Origin of the sequence: Aporhodopirellula sallentina SM41 (genome assembly GCF_000346505.1) — a bacterium.
In the GTDB taxonomy this organism is placed as follows: Bacteria; Planctomycetota; Planctomycetia; order Pirellulales; family Pirellulaceae; genus Rhodopirellula; species Rhodopirellula sallentina.
Window position 1 is genome coordinate 41,068 of sequence record NZ_ANOH01000048.1, and the last position, 20,015, is coordinate 61,082.

Annotated in this window: 11 protein-coding genes; 9 read left to right on the plus strand and 2 right to left on the minus strand. The window is 57.9% G+C overall.

Annotated features, from left to right (window positions below; all coding sequences use genetic code 11):
- Window positions 1-215 precede the first annotated feature (215 nt).
- The 5 genes from RSSM_RS02450 (at window position 216) to RSSM_RS02470 (ending at window position 10,340) form a co-directional block, all read left to right on the plus strand.
- Window positions 216-767, plus strand: a complete 552-nt coding sequence (locus RSSM_RS02450; RefSeq protein WP_008674123.1) for a hypothetical protein — start codon at window positions 216-218, stop codon at window positions 765-767.
- 164 nt (window positions 768-931) lie between these two features.
- The gene (locus RSSM_RS02455) at window positions 932-2,023 is read left to right on the plus strand and encodes an NAD-dependent epimerase/dehydratase family protein (RefSeq protein ID WP_008674124.1); all 1,092 of its coding nucleotides are present in this window, start codon (window positions 932-934) and stop codon (window positions 2,021-2,023) included.
- A gap of 119 nt (window positions 2,024-2,142) precedes the next feature.
- On the plus strand, window positions 2,143-3,330 hold the full coding sequence (lhgO, locus tag RSSM_RS02460) for an L-2-hydroxyglutarate oxidase (RefSeq protein ID WP_008674126.1): 1,188 nt from the start codon (window positions 2,143-2,145) through the stop codon (window positions 3,328-3,330).
- Window positions 3,331-3,506: 176 nt separating this feature from the next.
- Complete coding sequence (locus RSSM_RS02465; RefSeq protein ID WP_008674128.1) at window positions 3,507-4,670, plus strand: WD40 repeat domain-containing protein; 1,164 nt, start codon at window positions 3,507-3,509, stop codon at window positions 4,668-4,670.
- Between the two features lie 195 nt (window positions 4,671-4,865).
- Complete coding sequence (locus RSSM_RS02470) at window positions 4,866-10,340, plus strand: MSCRAMM family protein (RefSeq protein WP_390174038.1); 5,475 nt, start codon at window positions 4,866-4,868, stop codon at window positions 10,338-10,340.
- 171 nt (window positions 10,341-10,511) lie between these two features.
- Here the strand turns inward: RSSM_RS02470 and RSSM_RS02475 are convergent, their stop codons facing one another.
- Window positions 10,512-11,258 carry an AraC family transcriptional regulator gene (locus RSSM_RS02475; protein ID WP_008674131.1) on the minus strand — a complete coding sequence of 249 codons (747 nt, stop codon included), beginning with the start codon at window positions 11,256-11,258 and terminating at the stop codon, window positions 10,512-10,514.
- Between the two features lie 163 nt (window positions 11,259-11,421).
- Between RSSM_RS02475 and RSSM_RS02480 the strand changes: the two genes are divergently transcribed.
- Entirely contained in the window at window positions 11,422-14,574 is a 3,153-nt protein-coding gene (locus RSSM_RS02480) for a DUF1553 domain-containing protein (protein ID WP_008674133.1), read from the plus strand.
- A gap of 13 nt (window positions 14,575-14,587) precedes the next feature.
- A complete protein-coding gene (locus RSSM_RS02485; RefSeq protein ID WP_008674135.1) occupies window positions 14,588-16,057 on the plus strand; it encodes a DUF1501 domain-containing protein in 1,470 nt (489 codons plus the stop codon).
- 180 nt (window positions 16,058-16,237) lie between these two features.
- Here RSSM_RS02485 and RSSM_RS02490 read toward each other — a convergent pair whose 3' ends face one another.
- Window positions 16,238-17,446 (minus strand): XylR family transcriptional regulator, encoded by a 1,209-nt coding sequence (locus RSSM_RS02490; protein ID WP_008674138.1) that lies wholly within the window; start codon window positions 17,444-17,446, stop codon window positions 16,238-16,240.
- Window positions 17,447-17,717: 271 nt separating this feature from the next.
- Here RSSM_RS02490 and RSSM_RS02495 point away from each other — a divergent pair, with 271 nt between their 5' ends.
- Window positions 17,718-18,584 carry a sugar phosphate isomerase/epimerase family protein gene (locus RSSM_RS02495; RefSeq protein ID WP_008674140.1) on the plus strand — a complete coding sequence of 289 codons (867 nt, stop codon included), beginning with the start codon at window positions 17,718-17,720 and terminating at the stop codon, window positions 18,582-18,584.
- A gap of 18 nt (window positions 18,585-18,602) precedes the next feature.
- A complete protein-coding gene (locus RSSM_RS02500) occupies window positions 18,603-19,967 on the plus strand; it encodes a Gfo/Idh/MocA family protein (protein WP_008674141.1) in 1,365 nt (454 codons plus the stop codon).
- The last annotated feature ends 48 nt before the right edge of the window (window positions 19,968-20,015 follow it).

A 20,015-nucleotide genomic window follows, 5' to 3' on the forward strand; every position in this document is an offset into this window, starting at 1 on the left:
TCCTAGCACACCGGCGGCAGCAATTCCGAATGGGATGAATCTCTGCGTCCGCACGGTTTTTCGGTCCATCACCCCGACAGATCGCACCGGCAGGACGGGTTTGCTCACTGCGACAATATGTATGGTCGATAACCAGTTCTAAAAAGTTGGTCGACGAGTACGATGAAACGTCGATTTCAGGACAGTCGGCCCCGCCCTCACGGAGAAAGCGTTTGATGCGATTTCAGATCTTGCTTTCTGCCGCTGCGGGACTGTGCTTCCTGATCGTCCCCACGGCCTGTTGCCCGGTAGTCGGCGCCGCCGACGTCGTTCCTCCGACCTTTGACATCACGTTGCGTAATTCCGACGACTCGGCTCGCGTGACTCAAGACGACTCGTCGGTCGTGTTGTCACTGCAGAGTCCGCGGGGAATCGGTAACGCCAAGGTGCGTCGGCGAGATCCGGCATGGCCCCAACGGATGACCGTTCGTCTGCATTTGCGTGGGATGGAAAAACTTCAACTCAGCAACGGAACGCTCACCCTCCACGCCTCGGTTTCGAGCAACGGTTCGATTCGTTCCTGGCAACACGGGGACGAAAAGGAACGGCTCGATGCCAAGAGTCCTTACTGGATGAATATCAAACGCGCCGAGCACGAACACACCGACAAAACACAGCCCTCAAAAACAATCACCGTCCCCATATTCGAATTCACCGTTCCACCGGCCTTGATAGCTGAGTCTCCGGAAGAACTCACCATCAGTTGGATTGACTTTTATCGAAACTGAATACGTGCGACTTCGCCCTCCAATATTTCACCACCCATCCGCAACGACTCGGACATGTCCGATTTTCTATCCCGTGAAACGACCTCTCTAGACACCGGACCACAACCATCGCCCGGTTCCTCGCAGTCTCTCGGATCAGGGATGCAACTGTTTAGGAAACAATCATGACTCGAAAGGCTTTGGTAACCGGCGCGAGCGGTTTCATCGGACAACACCTGGCAAAGTATTTGCGGCAGATCGGTTGGGATGTGCGTTGCCTTGTTCGGCCGACATCGAATAAAGCACCCTTTGAGCAAGACGGCTTCGAGCTGACCGAAGGATCGCTATCCGATCTGGAATCGCTCCAGCGTGCGGTCGAGGGGACCGACGCTGTCTTTCACCTCGCCGGTGCCACCAAAGCACTCCGCAAGAAAACACTGTGGGATGTCAACGAGAGCGGTTCGCGATTGCTCGCCAAGGCCTGTGCCGACGCGCAAACGCCGCCAACACTCGTGGCGGTTTCCTCACTCGCCGCCGGCGGACCGCTGGTTGCAATGAAACCGGGCGAAGATGTCCCGCAAACGTATCGTCTCGGTCGCTACCGCGTTCGCCGCGAAACCGACCCGACCGAACCGGTGTCCAACTACGGCCGCAGCAAACTCGCCGGCGAACGAGCGATCGCCGCTTTTGCCGATCAAGTCCCGATCAGCATCGTTCGGCCGCCGATTGTGATCGGCCCCGGCGACCGCGACGGTTTCGAGATGTTCCGTACCATCTCAACGATGGGTTTGCATTTGGTTCCCGGTTGGTGGCCGTCATTGTTCTCGGTCATCCACGTCGAAGACCTCGCTCAAACCCTCGCGACGGTTGCCGTGCATGGAGAACGCTGTTCACCGCGAACCGGTTGCCTGGAACACGCTCGCGAAGCAACGCCCGATGAATACGGCCAAGGGGTCTATTTCGTCAGTGATCCCGAAACGGTCACCTACGCCGAACTAGGAAAGATGATCGGTCGCGCGATCGGAAAGACAAAGGTTCGCTGCATCCAGGTTCCACCACGCGTCGTCCGTGCCACCGCAATGATTAACCAAGGACTGAGCTACCTTCGCGGCAAACCGCATATTCTCGGAGTGGATAAATCACGCGAGGCGATCGCCAACGGTTGGGCATGTGATCCGGGCAAGTTATTGCGAGCCGGTGAATTGCAATTAAAGAATGACTTGCAGACACGCCTCAATCAGACCGCGTCGTGGTATCGTGAGCACGGTTGGCTGTGAGTCTCGGCGACGTGCACACTCGTGGAAGTTTTTGTTTCGCGTCGCAATTGTTTCAGGACTCAACAATCCAATGAATCGTTTTCTGTTCGTTCGATGAGATCCTGCTGCGAGCACCACGAATGACTGATATCTGCATCGTTGGCGGCGGAATCGTCGGGCTCGCCACCGCGTACGCGATTCACCAAAAGGCCCCTGGGACTCGGATCACGGTCCTGGAAAAGGAACACACAACCGCTTTGCACCAATCGGGCCGCAACTCGGGCGTGCTGCATACCGGGATCTACTACCGCCCCGGCTCGCTGAAGGCGACGACATGCCGAAACGGCAAACTGGCCATGCAACAGTTCTGCCAGGAGAACGGAGTCCCCTTCGAAATTTGCGGCAAAGTGATCGTGGCAACCGATGAATCTGAGGTTTCACGTCTCGAATCCATTTTGCAGCGTGGCGTGGCCAACGGAGTCGATTGCCGGAAGATCGACGCCAAAGAACTCAGCGAGATCGAACCTCACGCCCGTGGCGTCGCCGCCATTCGCGTTCCTGAGGCGGGCATTGTCGATTACCCCGAGGTCTGCCGGAAACTCGCGGGACGTTTGACCGATTCGGGAAACGAAGTGCGTTTCAATTTCCAGGTCCGTCAAATCGAAACCAACACAAATTCCGTCACACTACGCGATGCCCACGACACCATCGAAGCCGACCGGGTCGTCAATTGTGCCGGACTCTACAGCGATCAACTCGTGCGTCTCGCCGGGAGCCAACCGACGGCCCGTATCGTTCCGTTTCGCGGCGAGTATTACGAATTGCGTCCGGAGTTCCGGCACCTATGTCGGAATCTGATCTATCCGGTTCCTGATCCAATGTTTCCGTTTCTCGGTGTGCACTTCACGCGGATGATTGACGGCAATGTTGAGTGCGGCCCCAACGCGGTCTTGGCACTCGCGAGGGAAGGTTACGACTGGACAACGATGCGACCGAGCGAACTGCTGGCTTCGTTGTCTTACCGCGGGTTCCAACGACTCGCCCGAAAACACTGGCGGATGGGCGCCGGCGAGGTTTGGCGATCGCTTTCGAAATCTGCGTTCGTCACTGCGTTGCAAAAATTGATTCCCGAAATCCGTCCCGAACATGTGGTCCGATGCCGGGCCGGCGTCCGCGCCCAGGCGGTGACCGCCGAAGGACAACTCGTTGACGATTTTCAGATTCAAACCACCGGACGTGTCTCGCACGTGATCAACGCTCCGAGCCCGGCGGCGACCGCCTCGCTGCAAATCGGACGACACATTGCCGACAAAGTCCTGCATCGATAACGCTGCTCTTCACGATGGCTCGCTGGCATCGGCGAGCTCAGTTTCACCGTGAAACCGGACGCGTCGCTTTGAACGGCGAGACGGTTTTGGATTCATGATGGTGATCGAAGATGCCGATCACAACGACTGGAGCGCCTTTACTCGCGCGCCACGTGCAATTGAATCCGGGGGGAGTCATGAGAGATCGTTCTGAAAACAGGGTCCAGCGCCGACGTGCGTTGACGCTCGGTGTCGCCGTATTGGCGTCGGCGTCAAGCGTTTGCCGGCACGCCGGAGCGGAAAGACCTTCCGCGGTCATTCAAGCCGGAGGCGGCGTTGCTCAAGAGCGTGCGCCGATCGTTTCCCGCGTGTTCCGGTTGCCTCCCGTCGACGACGAAGTTGAACAGGTCGTTGTGACGGCGATCGCGGTTGACCCCCGTGGTGAGTTCTTGGCGGTCGCCGGTGACGACCACGTCATTCGAATTTTGAACGCGGAAACCTTTGACGTCGTGCGAGTTCTCGGCGAAGGCGGATCCGAGAAATCCACCAATCCCGGTCACTTTGACTGGATCCGAACGATGGCGTTTGACGCGTCCGGAACACGATTGGTGTCGGCGGGCAACGACGGACAGATGATTCTGTGGGATCGTCGTCGCGATTTCACCGTCCTGCAAGAAATCGATTCAGCCCCCGCGCTCGCGTGCGTGCGTTTTGCCGGTTCGGGAAAACAGATCGCCGCGGTCGGGTTTGACTCGCAGGTGTTCTTGATCGGCAAAACAGTCAGCTCGATGCCGAAACTCCGTTGCCATTGTGTCGATCTGCGTTGCTGTGCGTATCGCGACGACGGACGCATGCTGGCCGTGGCGGGGCGTGATGGACACATTCATTTGTTCGATCCGTTGACCGGAAAAACCCTGAATGAAAAACGTCTTCACTCCGCCCGCATCCGCGATATCGCGTTCATGCCAAACTCGAATGTTCTCGTGAGCGTGGGCGAAGACGGCGAGATCATGCGGTTCGACACCGCCGGCCAAACGCTGCTGTCGCGACAACGGATCACCTCGGGGCGTCTGTTTTCGTTGGCGATCGTGGACAGCCATCTGTTAGCGACCGCCGGCAGCGATGACGAAATTCACCTGGTGCGGTTGAACGAAGACGACCAGCGACTCTTTCCGATGGCGACTCTGAGCGGTCATGTCGGATCGATTTCGACATTGGTGGTCAACAACGGAACTCTGATTTCGGGTGGCTTTGATGCAACGCTCAGGCGTTGGGATTTGGCTCAAATGGCGAGCCCCGAAAGCAAGATTGCTCTCGGAAACGACGCGGACAACGGCAGTCTGACCCCAACCCCTCGGTAGAGAAATCTGCGGCACAGGGAGGTGCCCGGCGTGATCTGGAAACACATCGAAAACATCTGCAGCGGACTCGGAATTGCCAGCAGCAAGCGGTCGCGACTGCGCGAACCGTCGCCCACGAGCGTGCGCACCCGCCGTGGACATCTGAGCAAACTGATCGCCGCCTCATCGCAGCGTCCCGGGGTTCACTCCCGGAACATGCGAGTCGAATCACTCGAAGAGCGACGCCTGATGGCGGCCGATCCGATTCATGTCGGGGTCGTTTACCTCGAAACCGATTATCTCGAAACCGACGTGGGTAGCGACTCGGCTGGTGACAAGTTCATTCTCTCGTTCACCGGGGGTGCGCCGGGAACGACGCTAACCGAACTGCGGATCATCACCGACAAAGACGGCGACGGTATTAGCGTTGGTGACCCCATTTTCGACACCGAGGCAGGTGGGCGTGGTAAGAACGGTTTCCACGGCTTTGAATTGGTCCCCGGTCAGTCCGAGGTGGTCGAAGTCGAGGTCGTCGACGGCGGTCAGGAATTGATCCTTCGCCCGGAAGACTTCCAGGCGGGCGATCAACTCGTCTTCACACTCGACGTCGACGAAGTCCTGCGGAATCTGGAGGACCTCGAACAGTTCAACCAACGCCTCGACGTGATCACGTCGGGACAGGAATTCCAAGATTCAATCCTCGAAGCCGTCTTCGAAGCCCCCAACTACTACGAAGCGTCCGCAGATTCGATCTTCCTGAACGACTATGGCGATCCTAAAGCCGACTTTGGGCTGAACCTGCCGCCGGACGAAAGCGATGAGGCCGAGAGTTTGCCGAACCGTTCGGCCGCCGCCGTCGCGAGCGTCACGCAAACCCCGCGCCCAGCCTCGGTGGGCGGTTTCGTCTATCGCGACGACAACGATTCGGGAACCAAAGACCCCGGCGAAGTCGGCTTGGGTGGCGTCCTGATTCGCCTCGAACCGATCGACACGATCGCACCGCAAGCGACCCTGACGACCACCACCGCGGCGGATGGCTCCTACCAGTTCGACAACGTCATGCCGGGAACCTACCGGATCGTTGAAGTCGATCAACCTGAAGACCTCGACGACGGAAAAGACGCCGCCGGAACGATCTCGGGTCGTGTGGTCGGTTCGGCCGTGAATCCCGGTGACGAAATCGTGGGTGTCGTCCTCAACGGTGGCGACGCGGGGATCAACTACAACTTTGGTGAACTGCCGCTCGGTTCGATTGGGGGCTTCGTTTACCTCGCCGCACCGGGCGCCGATTGCGACGGCGATCATGACGACGGTGACAGCACACCGTTGCCGGACGTCGAAATCCGGCTGATCGACGAGAACGGCAACGTCGTCGAGACGACTTACACCGGTGCCGACGGCAGCTACCGATTCGACGATCTTCACAAAGGCGTCTACAGCATCGTCGAAGTCACACCCGAAGGATTGATCGACGGCGGCGCGCACCCCGGCGATATTCAAACGCTCGCATCAAACGTCTTGGTGGGAATCGGTTCCGCGGTGGACGGCGGAACGATCACTCACGTCGAATTGCCATCCGGCGGTCAGGGTGAGTCCTACAACTTCTGCGAAGCCGCCCCGGGATCGATCTCCGGACAGGTCTACCACGACCGTGACAACGATGGTGTCAGGGATACCGGCGAAGAAGCCATCGAAAATGTTTCCTTGGACCTGGTGGACGCTAGCGGTACGATCGTCGCGTCCACTCAGACGGATTCTCAGGGGCAATACATCTTCGATGACTTGCCCCCGGGAACCTACTCGGTCATCGAAACGCAACCATCCGGGTACATCGACGGCAAGGACCGCGTCGGGACGATTGGTTCGGCGCAGAGCGGTCGACTTGGCGCCGACAACGACTCGCTCGTCGACATCGTGCTGCGGCAGGGTTTGCACGGAGTCAACTATGACTTCGGCGAACGCCAAGTCGCCTCCATCAGCGGTCGTGTTCACGTCGACCTCGACGAAGACTGCGAACTCGACCCGAATGAGACCACGCTCGCGGGCGTCGTCATCGAACTGAAGGACGAAAGCGGCAAAACCATCGCGACGACGCAAACAGATGCGTTGGGAATGTATTATTTCGACAACTTGCTGCCCGGCACGTACAGCGTCGTCGAACAACAACCGGCAGGTTACTTCGAAGGTGGCGCCACGGTCGGCTCTGCAGGCGGTGTGCTCGACGGCACCAACCGAATCGAACAAGTGACGCTCACGTCAGGCGAGAACGCGACGGACTACGATTTCTGCGAACGCCCACCGGCCGACCTTTCGGGGGTCGTCTATGTCGACCGCGATGCTGACTGCATTCGTGATCCGAACGAGGAAGGGCTCGAAGGCGTCTTGATTGAACTGATCGATTCGTCAGGAAACGTTGTCGCGAGCACCACCACCGACGCCAACGGGGAATACCGGTTTACCAATCTCCGCGCCGGAGATTACCTCGTCCGCGAAACACAACCCGACGGCTACTTCCACGGCGGACAAACCGCGGGTAGCCACGGCGGTAACGATTCGGTCACCGACCGCATTTCAGCGATCCCGGTCGGTTGGGGTGAAACGCTAACCAACTACAACTTCTGCGAGGTACTGCCCGCGGAAATTTCAGGGATTGTCTACGTCGATCGCGACAACGATTGCGTTCGAGACAGCGGTGAGGAAGGCCTCGCGGGCGTCTTGATCGAACTGATCGACAGCAGCGGCAACGTCGTCGACTCAACGACCACCGACGCCAATGGCAACTACTCGTTCACCAACCTGGAAGCCGGCGAGTATGTCGTTCGCGAGACGCAGCCGGAAGGATATTTCCACGGCGGCCAAACGGCGGGCAGCAAAGGTGGCAACGATTCCATCGCCGACCGCATTTCAGCCATCCCGGTCGGATGGGGCGAGACACTGACCAACTACAACTTCTGCGAAGTGTTGCCTTCGGAGATTTCAGGTGTTGTCTATGTCGACCGAGACGAAGACTGCTTCCGCGACAGCAACGAAGAAGGACTCGCGGGCGTTCTAATCGAGCTTCTCGATAGCACCGGTACCGTTGTCGCCACGACGACCACCAACTCGCTGGGCGAGTATTCGTTCACGAACCTGCGGGCAGGCGAATACCAAATCCGCGAAACGCAGCCTGCCGGATACTTCCACGGCGGACAGGTCGCCGGCAGCAAGGGAGGCGATGACTCCATGGCCGACCGCATTTCGGCCATCCCGGTCGGATGGGGCGAGAGCCTAGTTAACTACGACTTCTGCGAGTTGCTACCGTCGGAGATTTCCGGAGTCGTCTATGTCGATACTGACCGCGATTGTTTCCAAGACCCCGACGAGATTGGACTCGGCGGCGTGCGGGTCGAACTCTACAACGATGCAGACCAACTGATCGCGTTCACGCTGACTGCGAACGACGGCAGTTACAGTTTCACGAACCTTGAAAAAGGAAACTACACGGTTCGCGAGATTCAACCCGAAGGTTATTTCCACGGCGGACAAGTCGCCGGTAGCGGCGGCGGGGACGACTCGGTCGACGACGTGATCTCGCAAATCGCCTTGGCGTCGGGACAATCCGCGACACGCTACGACTTCTGCGAACTGCCCCCGGCAACGATCTCCGGGAAGGTTTGGAGCAACCTGGATCTCGACCAAGAGTTTGACGAGAACGAATCTCCGATCCCCGGCGTCGTGATCGAACTGCGGGACGAGTCCGGCAACGTCATTGCAACCACACAAACCGATGCGGACGGGTGCTATGAATTCACCGGCCTGCGTCCCGGTCGTTATCAGGTCAAAGAGTATCAACCCGAAGATTACTTCCACGGCGGGCAAACCATCGGAACGCTCGGCGGTCGCCTGCTGCAATTCGACTTGATCGGCGAGATCGATGTCGAAGGTGGCGAACACGGAACCGAATACAACTTCCCCGAAGTCCCGCCGGTCACCATTTCCGGTTATGTGTTCCAAGACGGCGACGCGCTCGTCCTTAGCGACACTCCCGATCCCGAGGATTTACGAGACTATCGCGACGGGCAACTCACCAGCGATGATACCCTCCTCGGCGGAGTGACCCTGGAACTACGTGACGTCTTTGGCGTTGCGATCGATCCGGCCAACGATCAGCTCGGCAACTCGTCGTCCAACGTAATCCGCGTCACCACCGACGAAAACGGCTACTACGAGTTCACCGGCCTGCGCCCGCGGATCGTCTACTCCGTGTATCAAACTCAACCGACCGGCTATGTCGATTCGCTCGATACGGCAGGGACCACCGGCGGCCTCGCGATCAATGTCGCGGACTTCCCCGACCCCGGTGCCCTCAATTCCTTTATCTCAAGATTGGCCGAAGGCGGCGATCCAAAGTTCGACGCGATTTTCAACATCCAAGTCGATCCGGGACAAACCAGCACGAGCAACAACTTCAGCGAGATCGTGATCGAAGAACCGCCCGTCGTGCCACCTCCGGCCGACGAAGATCCTGCCCCCGAGGCACCGATCACGCCGATCGAAACCTTCGATCCGGTCGTGCCCGTGGAAGCCTACTGGCAACCACAAAACATCACCCGGCCTATGTTGGCCGACGACGAATGGGAAGTCAGTTGGCACCTCAGCGTGATCAACGGCGGGTTCCCCCGAGGACAAGGCACTGCGTCGGCGATGATGGCATCGAGCGATGGACGTTTGCAAATCCAACAGGCAACCTATCGTGGTGCCGATGACGCAAACGGTGCTGCCGTTGGCAAACTGCCGGACGTGCTTCTCGAAGTCAACCTATCGAAAGGTCGTTGGCAAATCACGCCGAGCAGCGCGAACACGATGCAGCCCCTTTCGGCCAACACCCGTAGTCTCTCGGCCGAGACCAGTGACGATTCAATCCGCCTCGGCCACGAAGACGCGACCGCGTTGACGGGCGACTTCGATGGCGACGGTGTCGACGAAGCCGTGCTGTTTATCAACGGACAATGGTTTGTCGACCTCAACGGCGATGGGCAGTGGGACGCGGGCGATTTGTGGGTTCGCCTCGGCACCGAACTCGACCGACCTGTCGTCGGTGACTGGGACGGCGACGGCAAAGACGACGTCGGAATCTTTGGTCGACGTTGGCAGAACGATGCCGAACGAATCCGACAGGACCCCGGCTTGCCTGACCCAGCCAACCATCGACGACGTCAACTCCGACGCGAAGACCTCGTTCACCGCGAGCTCACCGAAGAAGAGAAACAACAACGTCTGTTGCTGCGAGGTGAAGACGGGAAGTGGCTCGCCGATGCGGTCGATCACGTGTTCCAATACGGCGAACAAGTCGACACGCCGATCGCAGGTGACTGGAACGGCGACGGCATCGATCAGATCGGTGTCTTCCGCAGCGGTCAATGGATGCTCGACGAAGACGGCGACGGTCGATGGACCAGCAAAGACCGACCGAAGACATTCGGGCGTCCTGGTGATGAACCCATCGTCGGTGACTTCAACGGCGACGGCATCGACGAGATCGGAGTCGTCCGTGGCGACCTATGGATCATCGATACCGATGGCGACCGTCGTATCACCGGTAACGACAAACAGATCCAAGTGCCTCGGCCGAGCGGTGATGCACAACCGATCGCGGGCGACTTCGACGGCGACGACATCGACGATCCAGGCTACTACCAAGCCGCCGGATAACCGTAGAGCAACCGTCATTCGTCAAACAACGGCATGCTGACATCAATCGCCTCGCACACTCTCCCCGGACGTTGCCAGGCGAACGATACTCGGCACTCCATCGCGGGTACCCATCGATGATTTCGAACACGCCGATACGGTGCCGCGAATCGGCGAACAAACAACGCTTGCCTATTTACCAAGTTGACGCTGGCGGTATTCCGACGGCGACGTGTTCATGATCCGTCGAAAGCTACGGCTGAAGTGAGCATGATCGAAAAAGCCACATGCGTGTGCGATCTGCGAAATCGTCTGCTCCGTCTCCGTTAACAAACGAGCGGCGTTCTCAACCCGCACCCGAAGCAAATACTGTCGTGGCGAGGAACCGAACGCGTGGCGAAACCGGCGTTCGAATTGACTCACCGACAATCCCGCCATCTCGGCGAGCTGCGACGTTGTGAGCGCCTCTTCGTAGTGCAAATGCAGATGCTCAACAACTAACGAAAAGGCATCCGCGTCGGCCGACTGTTCGCGCAGTTGCTCGATCTGTCGCGAAACCCCCGCGATCCCAATCACCACGCCGCGTCGATTTCGCAGTGGGACTTTGCTCGTCATCACCAAACGCGGTGACCCTTCCGATTCCGGAGCACTCTCGATCCGATTGACGAGCGGCTCGCCCGATCGCATCACAACCTCGTCATCGGCCCGATACTCTTCGGCACGCTGCTTTGGGAAGAAGTCATAGTCGGTAAGGCCGATCGCCTGATCCTGTGACGAAACCCCACAATATTCGCACCCGCGACGGTTCAACGCGATGAACCGTCCCTGCCGGTCTTTGACGAAGAACGAAACCCCCGGCAGTAGTTCGAATAGCTGGTTCATCTGCTCAAATCCATCGAGTTGGGCAAAGAACTTCTTTCTCGCATCGGCATCTTCCATGCGTCTAATTTACACAGCCATCACGTATTGATGCAAGACAATACCGGTTCATCGGTCAATAATGTCGCACCAGTGGCCCCCAAGAGCACACTGCCGATTACTGATTTCGCCTGGAGCTGAAACTTTGAGAAACCGTCTTCGAACGATAGCAATCGCCCTCGCAATGGCCGCCACAATGCTGGGATGGTCGCACGCCCGGGGTAGCGACATTGATTTCAATCGCGACGTGCGTCCGATCCTGTCCGACAAATGTTACTTCTGTCACGGCCCCGACGAAGAGAACCAGAAAGCCGGATTGCGGTTGGACGTTCGCGACGACGCCATTGACGCGATCGAGTCAGGCGAAATTCTCGATCGCATCACGAGCGACGACGAAGACTTCTTGATGCCGCCTCCATCGTCCAATCTGTCGTTAACCGACGAGGACAAACAAACCATCGCGCGGTGGATCGAAGAAGGGGCTCAGTACGACGGACACTGGGCGTTCAAACCGCTTCCCGCGAAAGTCGACGTCCCCGAACTCGATCAAGACGAGTGGTGCCGACAACCGATTGACCGTTTCGTTTTGCAAACGATGAGGGAAGCCGGGATGACTCCCGCCCCGGAAGCCGCCCCGTTGATTTGGCTTCGCCGGGTAACACTCGACCTGACCGGACTGCCTCCCACACCATCTCAGGTCGAACGGTTTGGAAAGGCGGTATCCAAAGACACCGAGGACGCCTACCAAACTGCCGTCGCGGAGCTGCTCGCATCACCCGCGTTCGGCGAACACATGGCCGTCGCGTGGCTCGACGCGGCTCGCTATGCCGATTCCTACGGCTATCAATCTGACAAACTCAACACCCAGTGGCCGTACCGCGATTGGGTCGTCGACGCGTTCAACAAAAACCTTCCCTACGACGACTTTCTTACCTGGCAACTCGCAGGTGACTTGCTCGACAATCCGACTCGCGAACAGCGTTTGGCAACCGCGTTCAACCGAATCCACCGGCTCAACAACGAGGGCGGTGCCGTCTTTGAAGAGTGGCGTATTGAAAACGTTGCCGACCGTGTTCAAACATTCGGTACCGCAATCCTCGGCCTCACGCTTGAGTGCTGTCGCTGCCACGACCACAAGTACGATCCGATTCCGATGAAGGATTTCTATTCCTTGTCGGCTTACTTCAACTCGATCGACGAAAGCGGCGTATACGACCGAACCGAAAAGGTGCCAGCGCCATCATTGCTGCTGCCCACCGAGGAACAGCAAGCCGCATTCGAACAAGCTCAACAGGAACTCCGTGCCGCCGAAAAACGCTACGCGGAAGAATCCGAACGTGCGAAAGATCGCTACGTCACATGGAAGGAAGCCAACCCGTCCGCCACCGCGAGCCTGCCTGATCTACGCCTCGCGTTATCGTTCGATCGAAACTACGACAAGACTCTCAAGAGCGTCTATCATCCGTCGCAATCCGATCGCAGTTGGACGTCCATGCCGGACCTCGTCTCAGTCGATGACATCACCATTCCTCGGCTCAATCCTGAGTTGGCCGCCGACCGCCTCGAGGAACCAGGCGGGGACAACGCACTCCCACGGCTCGCACTCTCTCTCGACGGGGAACGCGGCATCACGACCTCCGGCATTGAACCGCTCGACCGTTGGACACCGTTCTCACTCGTGATCACTCTTCGCGAGACCAAACGAGTGGCCGAACGCAGCCTGATCGCCCACCACACCCGCGGAACCGATTGCGGCTACAACGGTTGGGACCTGACGCTCGTGGACGGCTACCTCGAATCGCGGATGTATCGCGTCTGGCCGGGCAACGCGATCGGTGTGCGGACCAAAGAACGCATCCCGGTCGATCAGTGGCTGCAAATTTCGGCAACGTATGACGGTTCGTCCAAGGCCGCTGGTTTGCAGTTGTTCCTCAACGGCGAGCCGCTCGAAACCACCGTCCTTCGCGACAAGATCAAAAAGTCAGCGAACGTCAAAGTCGACCATGGAGGCGAGTTTGTCGTCGGACAACGTTTCCGAGCTCGCGGACTCGCAGGCGGTCTGATCGATGACGTTCGGTTGTATACGCGAGCATTGACCGAGAACGAACTACGGTATCTCGCGACCGGAGCCCCCCTCCCCGTATCGGAGGCGACCTACATCTCCGCAATCGACGAACCGGCCCGCACAGCGTGGGACGCATTGAACGAAGCACGTCATGCGTACGTCATGGCGGAAGAAGTCATGAATGAAGTTCCGATCATGCACGAGATGGAAGAACCTCGCCCCGCCCACTTGCTCGCCCGTGGCCAATACGACGCACCCAAAAACGAACAAACTCGAGTCGAACGCGCCGTTCTCTCGAGCCTGCCGGTTGGCTTCCCCGAAGACGCACGCAACGATCGACTCGGGTTGGCTCGATGGGTGACCGATCCGGCGCATCCGTTGACCGGTCGTGTCGCGGTGAACCGATTCTGGGGCAACTTCTTTACCGATCCGCTCGTCCACACGCCCGAGAACTTCGGCCTGCAAGGCGACTTGCCGACGCACCCCGAGTTACTTGATTGGCTCGCCCGTGATTTCATAAACAGCGGATGGGACGTCAAACGGCTATGCCGCAACATTGTCCTGTCGTCGACCTACCGTCAAAGCTCCGCGGTCACGACGCAAAAGATCGCCGCCGATCCGACCAACCGTTTGCTATCGCGAGGCCCCGCGCACCGACTCGCCGCTGAACAAATCCGAGACATCGCCTTAGCGAGTTCGGAACTGATTAACCTCACACGCGGCGGGCCACCGGTTTCGCCTTACCAGCCCGGTGGAGACCTTTGGCGAGAATCCAACGGCATGTCGCCTCCGTATCAACAGTCGGTCGGCAAAGCCCTTTACCGACGGTCACTGTATTCGGTCTGGAAACGCACCTCGCCACTACCGAACATGTTGACCTTCGACGCCACCACCCGTGAGGTCTGCTCAGTCAAACGGTCTCGCACCAATACGCCACTGCAAGCCCTCGTGTTGCTCAACGACGTTCAGTTCGTCGAAGCCGCACGTGCGTTGGCCGAGCAAGTCCTCCCAACGAGTGACGAGACCGCGAGGATTGACGACGCCTTCTTGCGTCTGACCGGACGGCACCCGGATCAACGTGAGCTGGAGATCCTCGTGAACCAGTTGACGAGCGAACGAGAGTACTTCGCAAACAACCGTGACGCGGCGGTTGACTTTATCAAAATCGGCGAATCCCAACCGGACACCGACTTGGACCCGGTCGAACTCGCAGCAACCACTGCCGTTTGCCAAACCATCCTGAACCTCGACGCAACCATTTGGAAACGATAAAGGCGGCCCCACCATGACAATTTCATTCAACGCAAATCAACAACACCCGATGACGGCCAACCGCCGTATCTTTCTTCGCAACGGTTGCACAACTTTAGGCAGCGCCGCGCTAGCAACCCTGATGGGAAAAACGGGTTTGGCATCACCCACGCCTTCGCCGGCGGCCAATACGCCGTCGCCGATGTCGGGAACCCACTTCGCCCCCAAAGCCAAACGGGTCATCTACCTGTTTCAATCGGGAGGCCCCGCGCAGCAAGACCTGTTCGATTACAAACCGATCCTTAACAAAATGAACGGCGAGGAACTGCCTGCTGCCGTGCGGGGCGAACAACGCCTCACCGGCATGAGCGTGAACCAGTCTTCTCTGCCGCTGGCCGGTTCCCACTTCAAATTCTCGCAGCATGGTGAATCTGGAGCATGGCTCAGTGATCTGCTGCCGCACCACCGCGAGATCGTGGACGACGTTTGCTTCATCAAATCGATGAACACCGAAGCGATCAACCACGACCCCGCGATCACAATGTTCCAAACCGGCTCGCAAATCGCCGGACGCCCCTCACTCGGTTCGTGGTTGTCATACGGACTCGGCAGCGAAAACGAAGACCTTCCCGCGTTCATCGTCCTCGTATCAGCGGGCCAGGGCGGTCAACCGCTCTACGCGCGGCTGTGGGGCAACGGTTTCCTTGACTCGAAGTATCAAGGAGTGCAGTTCCGTGGTGGCAACGATCCGGTTCTCTACCTATCAAACCCGTCCGGTATCACCCGGCCACATCGCCGGTCACAACTCGATGCGATCAACAAACTGAATCAGCATCAGTATCAAAACGAACTCGATCCTGAAATCGAATCTCGAATCGCCCAATATGAAATGGCGTTCCGCATGCAAGCGAGCGTTCCGAGCGTGACCGACTTTTCAGACGAACCCGAGTCGACGTTCGAATCCTACGGTGAGGACGCCCGCAAACCGGGCACCTTCGCCGCCAACTGCTTACTTGCACGCCGTTTGGCCGAACGCGATGTTCGGTTCATCCAGTTGTACCACCAAGGATGGGACCAACACTCCAACCTGCCCAAAGGCATCCGTGGACAAACCGCCGAGACGGACCGGGCATCCGCAGCGTTGATCAAAGATCTCAAACAACGCGGCATGCTCGACGACACCCTCGTCATTTGGGGTGGTGAATTCGGTCGAACATCATATTCGCAGGGCGTCCTCACACCGGACAACTACGGGCGAGATCACCATCCACGCTGCTTCACCACGTGGATGGCCGGCGGCGGTGTTAAACCAGGAATGACCTACGGAGCAACGGATGAGTTCGGGTACAACGTCGTCGAAAACGGGGTCCATGTGCACGACTTCAACGCCACCATCCTGCACCTGCTCGGCATCGATCACGAACGTTTGACGTATAAGTACCAAGGACGACGTTTCCGTCTGACCGACGTCCACGGCCACGTCATTGATCCGATTCTCGCCTAGGCGTTCATGTCAACTCTCTCTTCGGGTAGTGATCTTTCGAAGGATCCTCATGCATCAGGATCTTTCACAAGATCCACTACCGCCTATCCGAAAACCAAACCGCATCGGATTGCAAGTGCGATTGCGACATCCGATCAACGACTTGGGAATGCCGGACTTTCAAATTGTCATCAGTTCCGGCTACTGCGTTGCGTTCTCACCATAGAACCGCATTCGGAACTGTCGCGGAGTCTCGCCGACCAAACGTTTGAAGTAACGAACGAAGTTTTCAGGCAAATCAAAACCGGATTTCTCGGAAATCAACTTCACCGGCCATGCTGTTTCACGCAGAAGCATCTTCGCCCGTTCGACCCGAACATGATGAATCTGCTGCGACGGCGAGCAGTGAAAGTACTGACGAAATCTTCGCTCGAGCGTGCTACGCGACAACAACAACTCCTCTGCGAGTTCATCGACGGTCAAACCATGGACCGCGTCCCGCTCAATGATTTTCACCGCCTCGTCAATCTCCGGATCGATCATCGCCAAACGATTCGTTGACTCTCGCATCACGACGCCTGAGGGTGATACAAACACCGGGGATGTTGGAGATTCCGACTTAGTTTTGCGGCGAGATGTTTTTGTCTTTTGCCGACGTATCTTTGCGTCGAGAATCGCAGCGGCTTTATAGCCAACCTCGACCGCGTTGAGTTCGATGCTCGAAAGCGACGGTGACAACAAACTACAAATCATGTGTTCGTTGGTTGTCCCGAGTATCCCCACCTCCGCAGGCACGGAAACGTTGAGACTGCGACACGCCTCCAAAACACGGATCGCCTGCGAATCGCCCACCGCCCAAATCCCAATCGGCTTGGGCAACCGTTCCACCCACTGTATCAACGGTCTCTCATACGACTGACGCCACGTCGGATACGGGAGTTGACTGCCTTTGTATGCACCTGGAAACACGTGAGCGGTAAGGCCGCGTGAACTCATGTTTTCACAAAAGGCATCTCGGCGTGCGTCTGACCACCATGAGTTGGCGAATGAATAAAACGCCAATCGCTCAAAGCCTTGTTTGATGAGATGGTCGATCGCGAGGTCTGCGGTACGTTGTTCATCAGTACGAACCTCGGCAGTCTGCACTTCGCCATCCCCTAGCAACTCCACAACGGGACAATTCAAACGTCCGATTGCCTTCGCGAGAGGACGGGTTGGACTGCGCGCAATGATCCCATCGCCTTGCCAGTGCTTCAGCGACGGCGGCAACCCTTCGTTGATGCCGCGATCCTCGAAATGGAACAACCAGTTCGCACGCTCCTTTGCGTAACGCGAGATCCCCTGGATCACGTCACGTCCAAAGACGCGCGAGGTTTCAACGAGCAAGAGTATCTGTTTTGGCTCGGTCATATTGCAATTCCCGGTAAGACCTCACTTCGGACTCATCCACGATCCCCTCTCTCCCCACCTCCTCCTTCCTCTTCCTCTCTTTCGCAGCCGACCCAATCACGTCATGAACCACCTGCGTCCAACCGTAGATTAGTCTCACGTCTCAAACCGCACCTGACAAAAACCTACCATTATTTTGACAACATCTGCCAGTGGTTTCGGACCGCAGGATTACTAGACTCTCTTCAGTGTCATTGATGTCAACTCAGCAGCACTGAAAGAGTAAAACCCCATGGGCAAAGTCGGAATTGGTTTGAACCTCGAAGCGGTTCGCACGTCACACAAGTCTTTCGAGTGGGGCGTGCAGTTCGCTGCCGACCTCGGCTACGAATACATCGAACCGATGGTCCACTGGGGGCGAGAACTCCTCAGCGAAGCGAGATACTTCCACAGTGTCTCCATGCTCGACGATCCGTTTCGCATTCGCGACGAAGTTGAAAAACACGGACTCAAACTCTCGGCGCTGTCGTCGCACAGCCAGGCATCCAAACCGGAAATCGCGGTCGAGTATCTCAAACAAGCGGCTCGTTTTGCCAACGAAATCGGGGCACCGATCATCAACACGCACGAAGGCCATAAACAAACGTGGACGACGATGGAGGAAGATTTCGTCCTCATCCGCTATTCACTTATGGAGGCCCTCAAAGTTTGCGAACGCAGAGGCATCCGAATCGGTTTCGAGATGCATCAAACCTATTCGCTCAAACCCGCCCTCTATGACCGTTGCCTCAACCTAGTCGATTCCCCCAACCTCGGAGCAAACTTTGATACCGGAAACGCCTATCTCGGTGGCGAAGATCCACACGAATGGCTCGAACGCATCAAACACCGCGTCATTCACATCCACGCCAAAGACATCTCGGTCGAACAATCCGAAGCCGAGCGGGGCAAAGTGATGGGCACCGCCGTCGGTTGTGCCTGCGGCGACGGAGTCATCGACTGGGAACGAATCGTCGCGACCTGTCGCTCGGTACCGCAGGACATCGTGCTGAGCGTCGAGTGCGGCACCTTGGAGCAAGCCGAACGTAGCATCGATCACCTCCGAGAAATCATTGGCAAGAGCACTCATATCCCCCAAACACTGCACCGGACCTCCTAACGGCACTGGAACCCAACGATGTCTCGCAATGACAACTCCAACACTCCCTCCTCAACCGGCCGAACGTCAAAAAACCGTGTCGCGTTGACACGGCGCGGCTTCCTTCGCGGATCCGCAGTCGCATCGGCAACCACCTTCGCCTTCCCGACCATCATTCCTCGTTCAGCTCTCGCGGAAGGCAACCGACCGGGTGCGAACGATCGAATTCGCATCGCGGGCATCGGAGTGGGCCGGCAAGGGAGCGCCGTTCTTCGCCAAGCCGCATCCGATCCTCGAACCGACGTGGTGTGCATCTGCGACGTCAACCAACCTCGCGGAGAGAGCATTGCAAACGCAGTCGGCGCCGCGGATGTCTATCAAGACTACCGACGCGTTCTCGACCGCGACGACGTCGATGCGATCGTCACGGCCACGCCCGAACATTGGCGAGCCAATATCTGCATCGCCGCCGCATTGGCAGGCAAACATGTTTATGCTGAAAAGCCGTTAACGTTGACGATCCCCGAAGGGCGGTTGATGGTCAAAGCCGCCCGAAAGACGGGAATCACCTTCCAAGTCGGATCGCAACAACGATCTCAACGCGCTAATTTCATCGGCTGCGAATTCATCCGAAACGGCGGACTCGGTGAAATCAAAGAAGTCCACGCTGCCAACTACGAAAGCCCCTGGCTGTGCGAACTTCCCTCCCAACCCGTTCCCGCAGGGATTGATTGGAACATGTGGTGCGGCCCCACGGAGTTAGTGCCCTACAACAAAGACCTTTACGCGCCGCGTGGGAATCCCGGCTGGCTATCCATTCGGCCCTACAGCGGAGGTGAAATGACCGGATGGGGCACGCACGGATTCGATCAAATTCAGTGGGCACTCGGACTCGACTCAACCGGTCCAACGGAAATCCTCGTCGACGGTCCTGCGCTTGACTTGCCCATCTACCGTAGCCCCGAATCGAGGGACCGGGGGCAACGAGTTTGTTCCCAACCACGACTTCGCTTCCGTTACGCCAATGGTTTGACCGTTCATTTGGATCGCGGGAACCGCGGCGGAGGAATATTCGTTGGCGAGAAAGCAAAGATGGAAGTATTCCGTGGTCGCATCACGTCCAACCCTTCCGAACTCGCCCAAAACCTCTTGGACGAACACTCACGACAAGACCAGAGTCACGTCGGCAATTGGCTCGACTGCTGCGTGTCCGGGGAACGACCAATCGCAGACGTGGAACTCGGGCACCGAAGTGCGACCGTTTGCCACCTACTGAACATCGGTCGGTTGCTCGGACGCAATCTACGATGGGATCCCGATCGAGAAACTTTCGTTGGCGATGACGAGGCCAACGAGATGCTCACCCGCCCCATTCGAAAAGGATTCGAATTACCCACGGTCTAACACCCCGCGCCGTTTCCTACCCCACCTCATTTCATCCTACCCGTCATT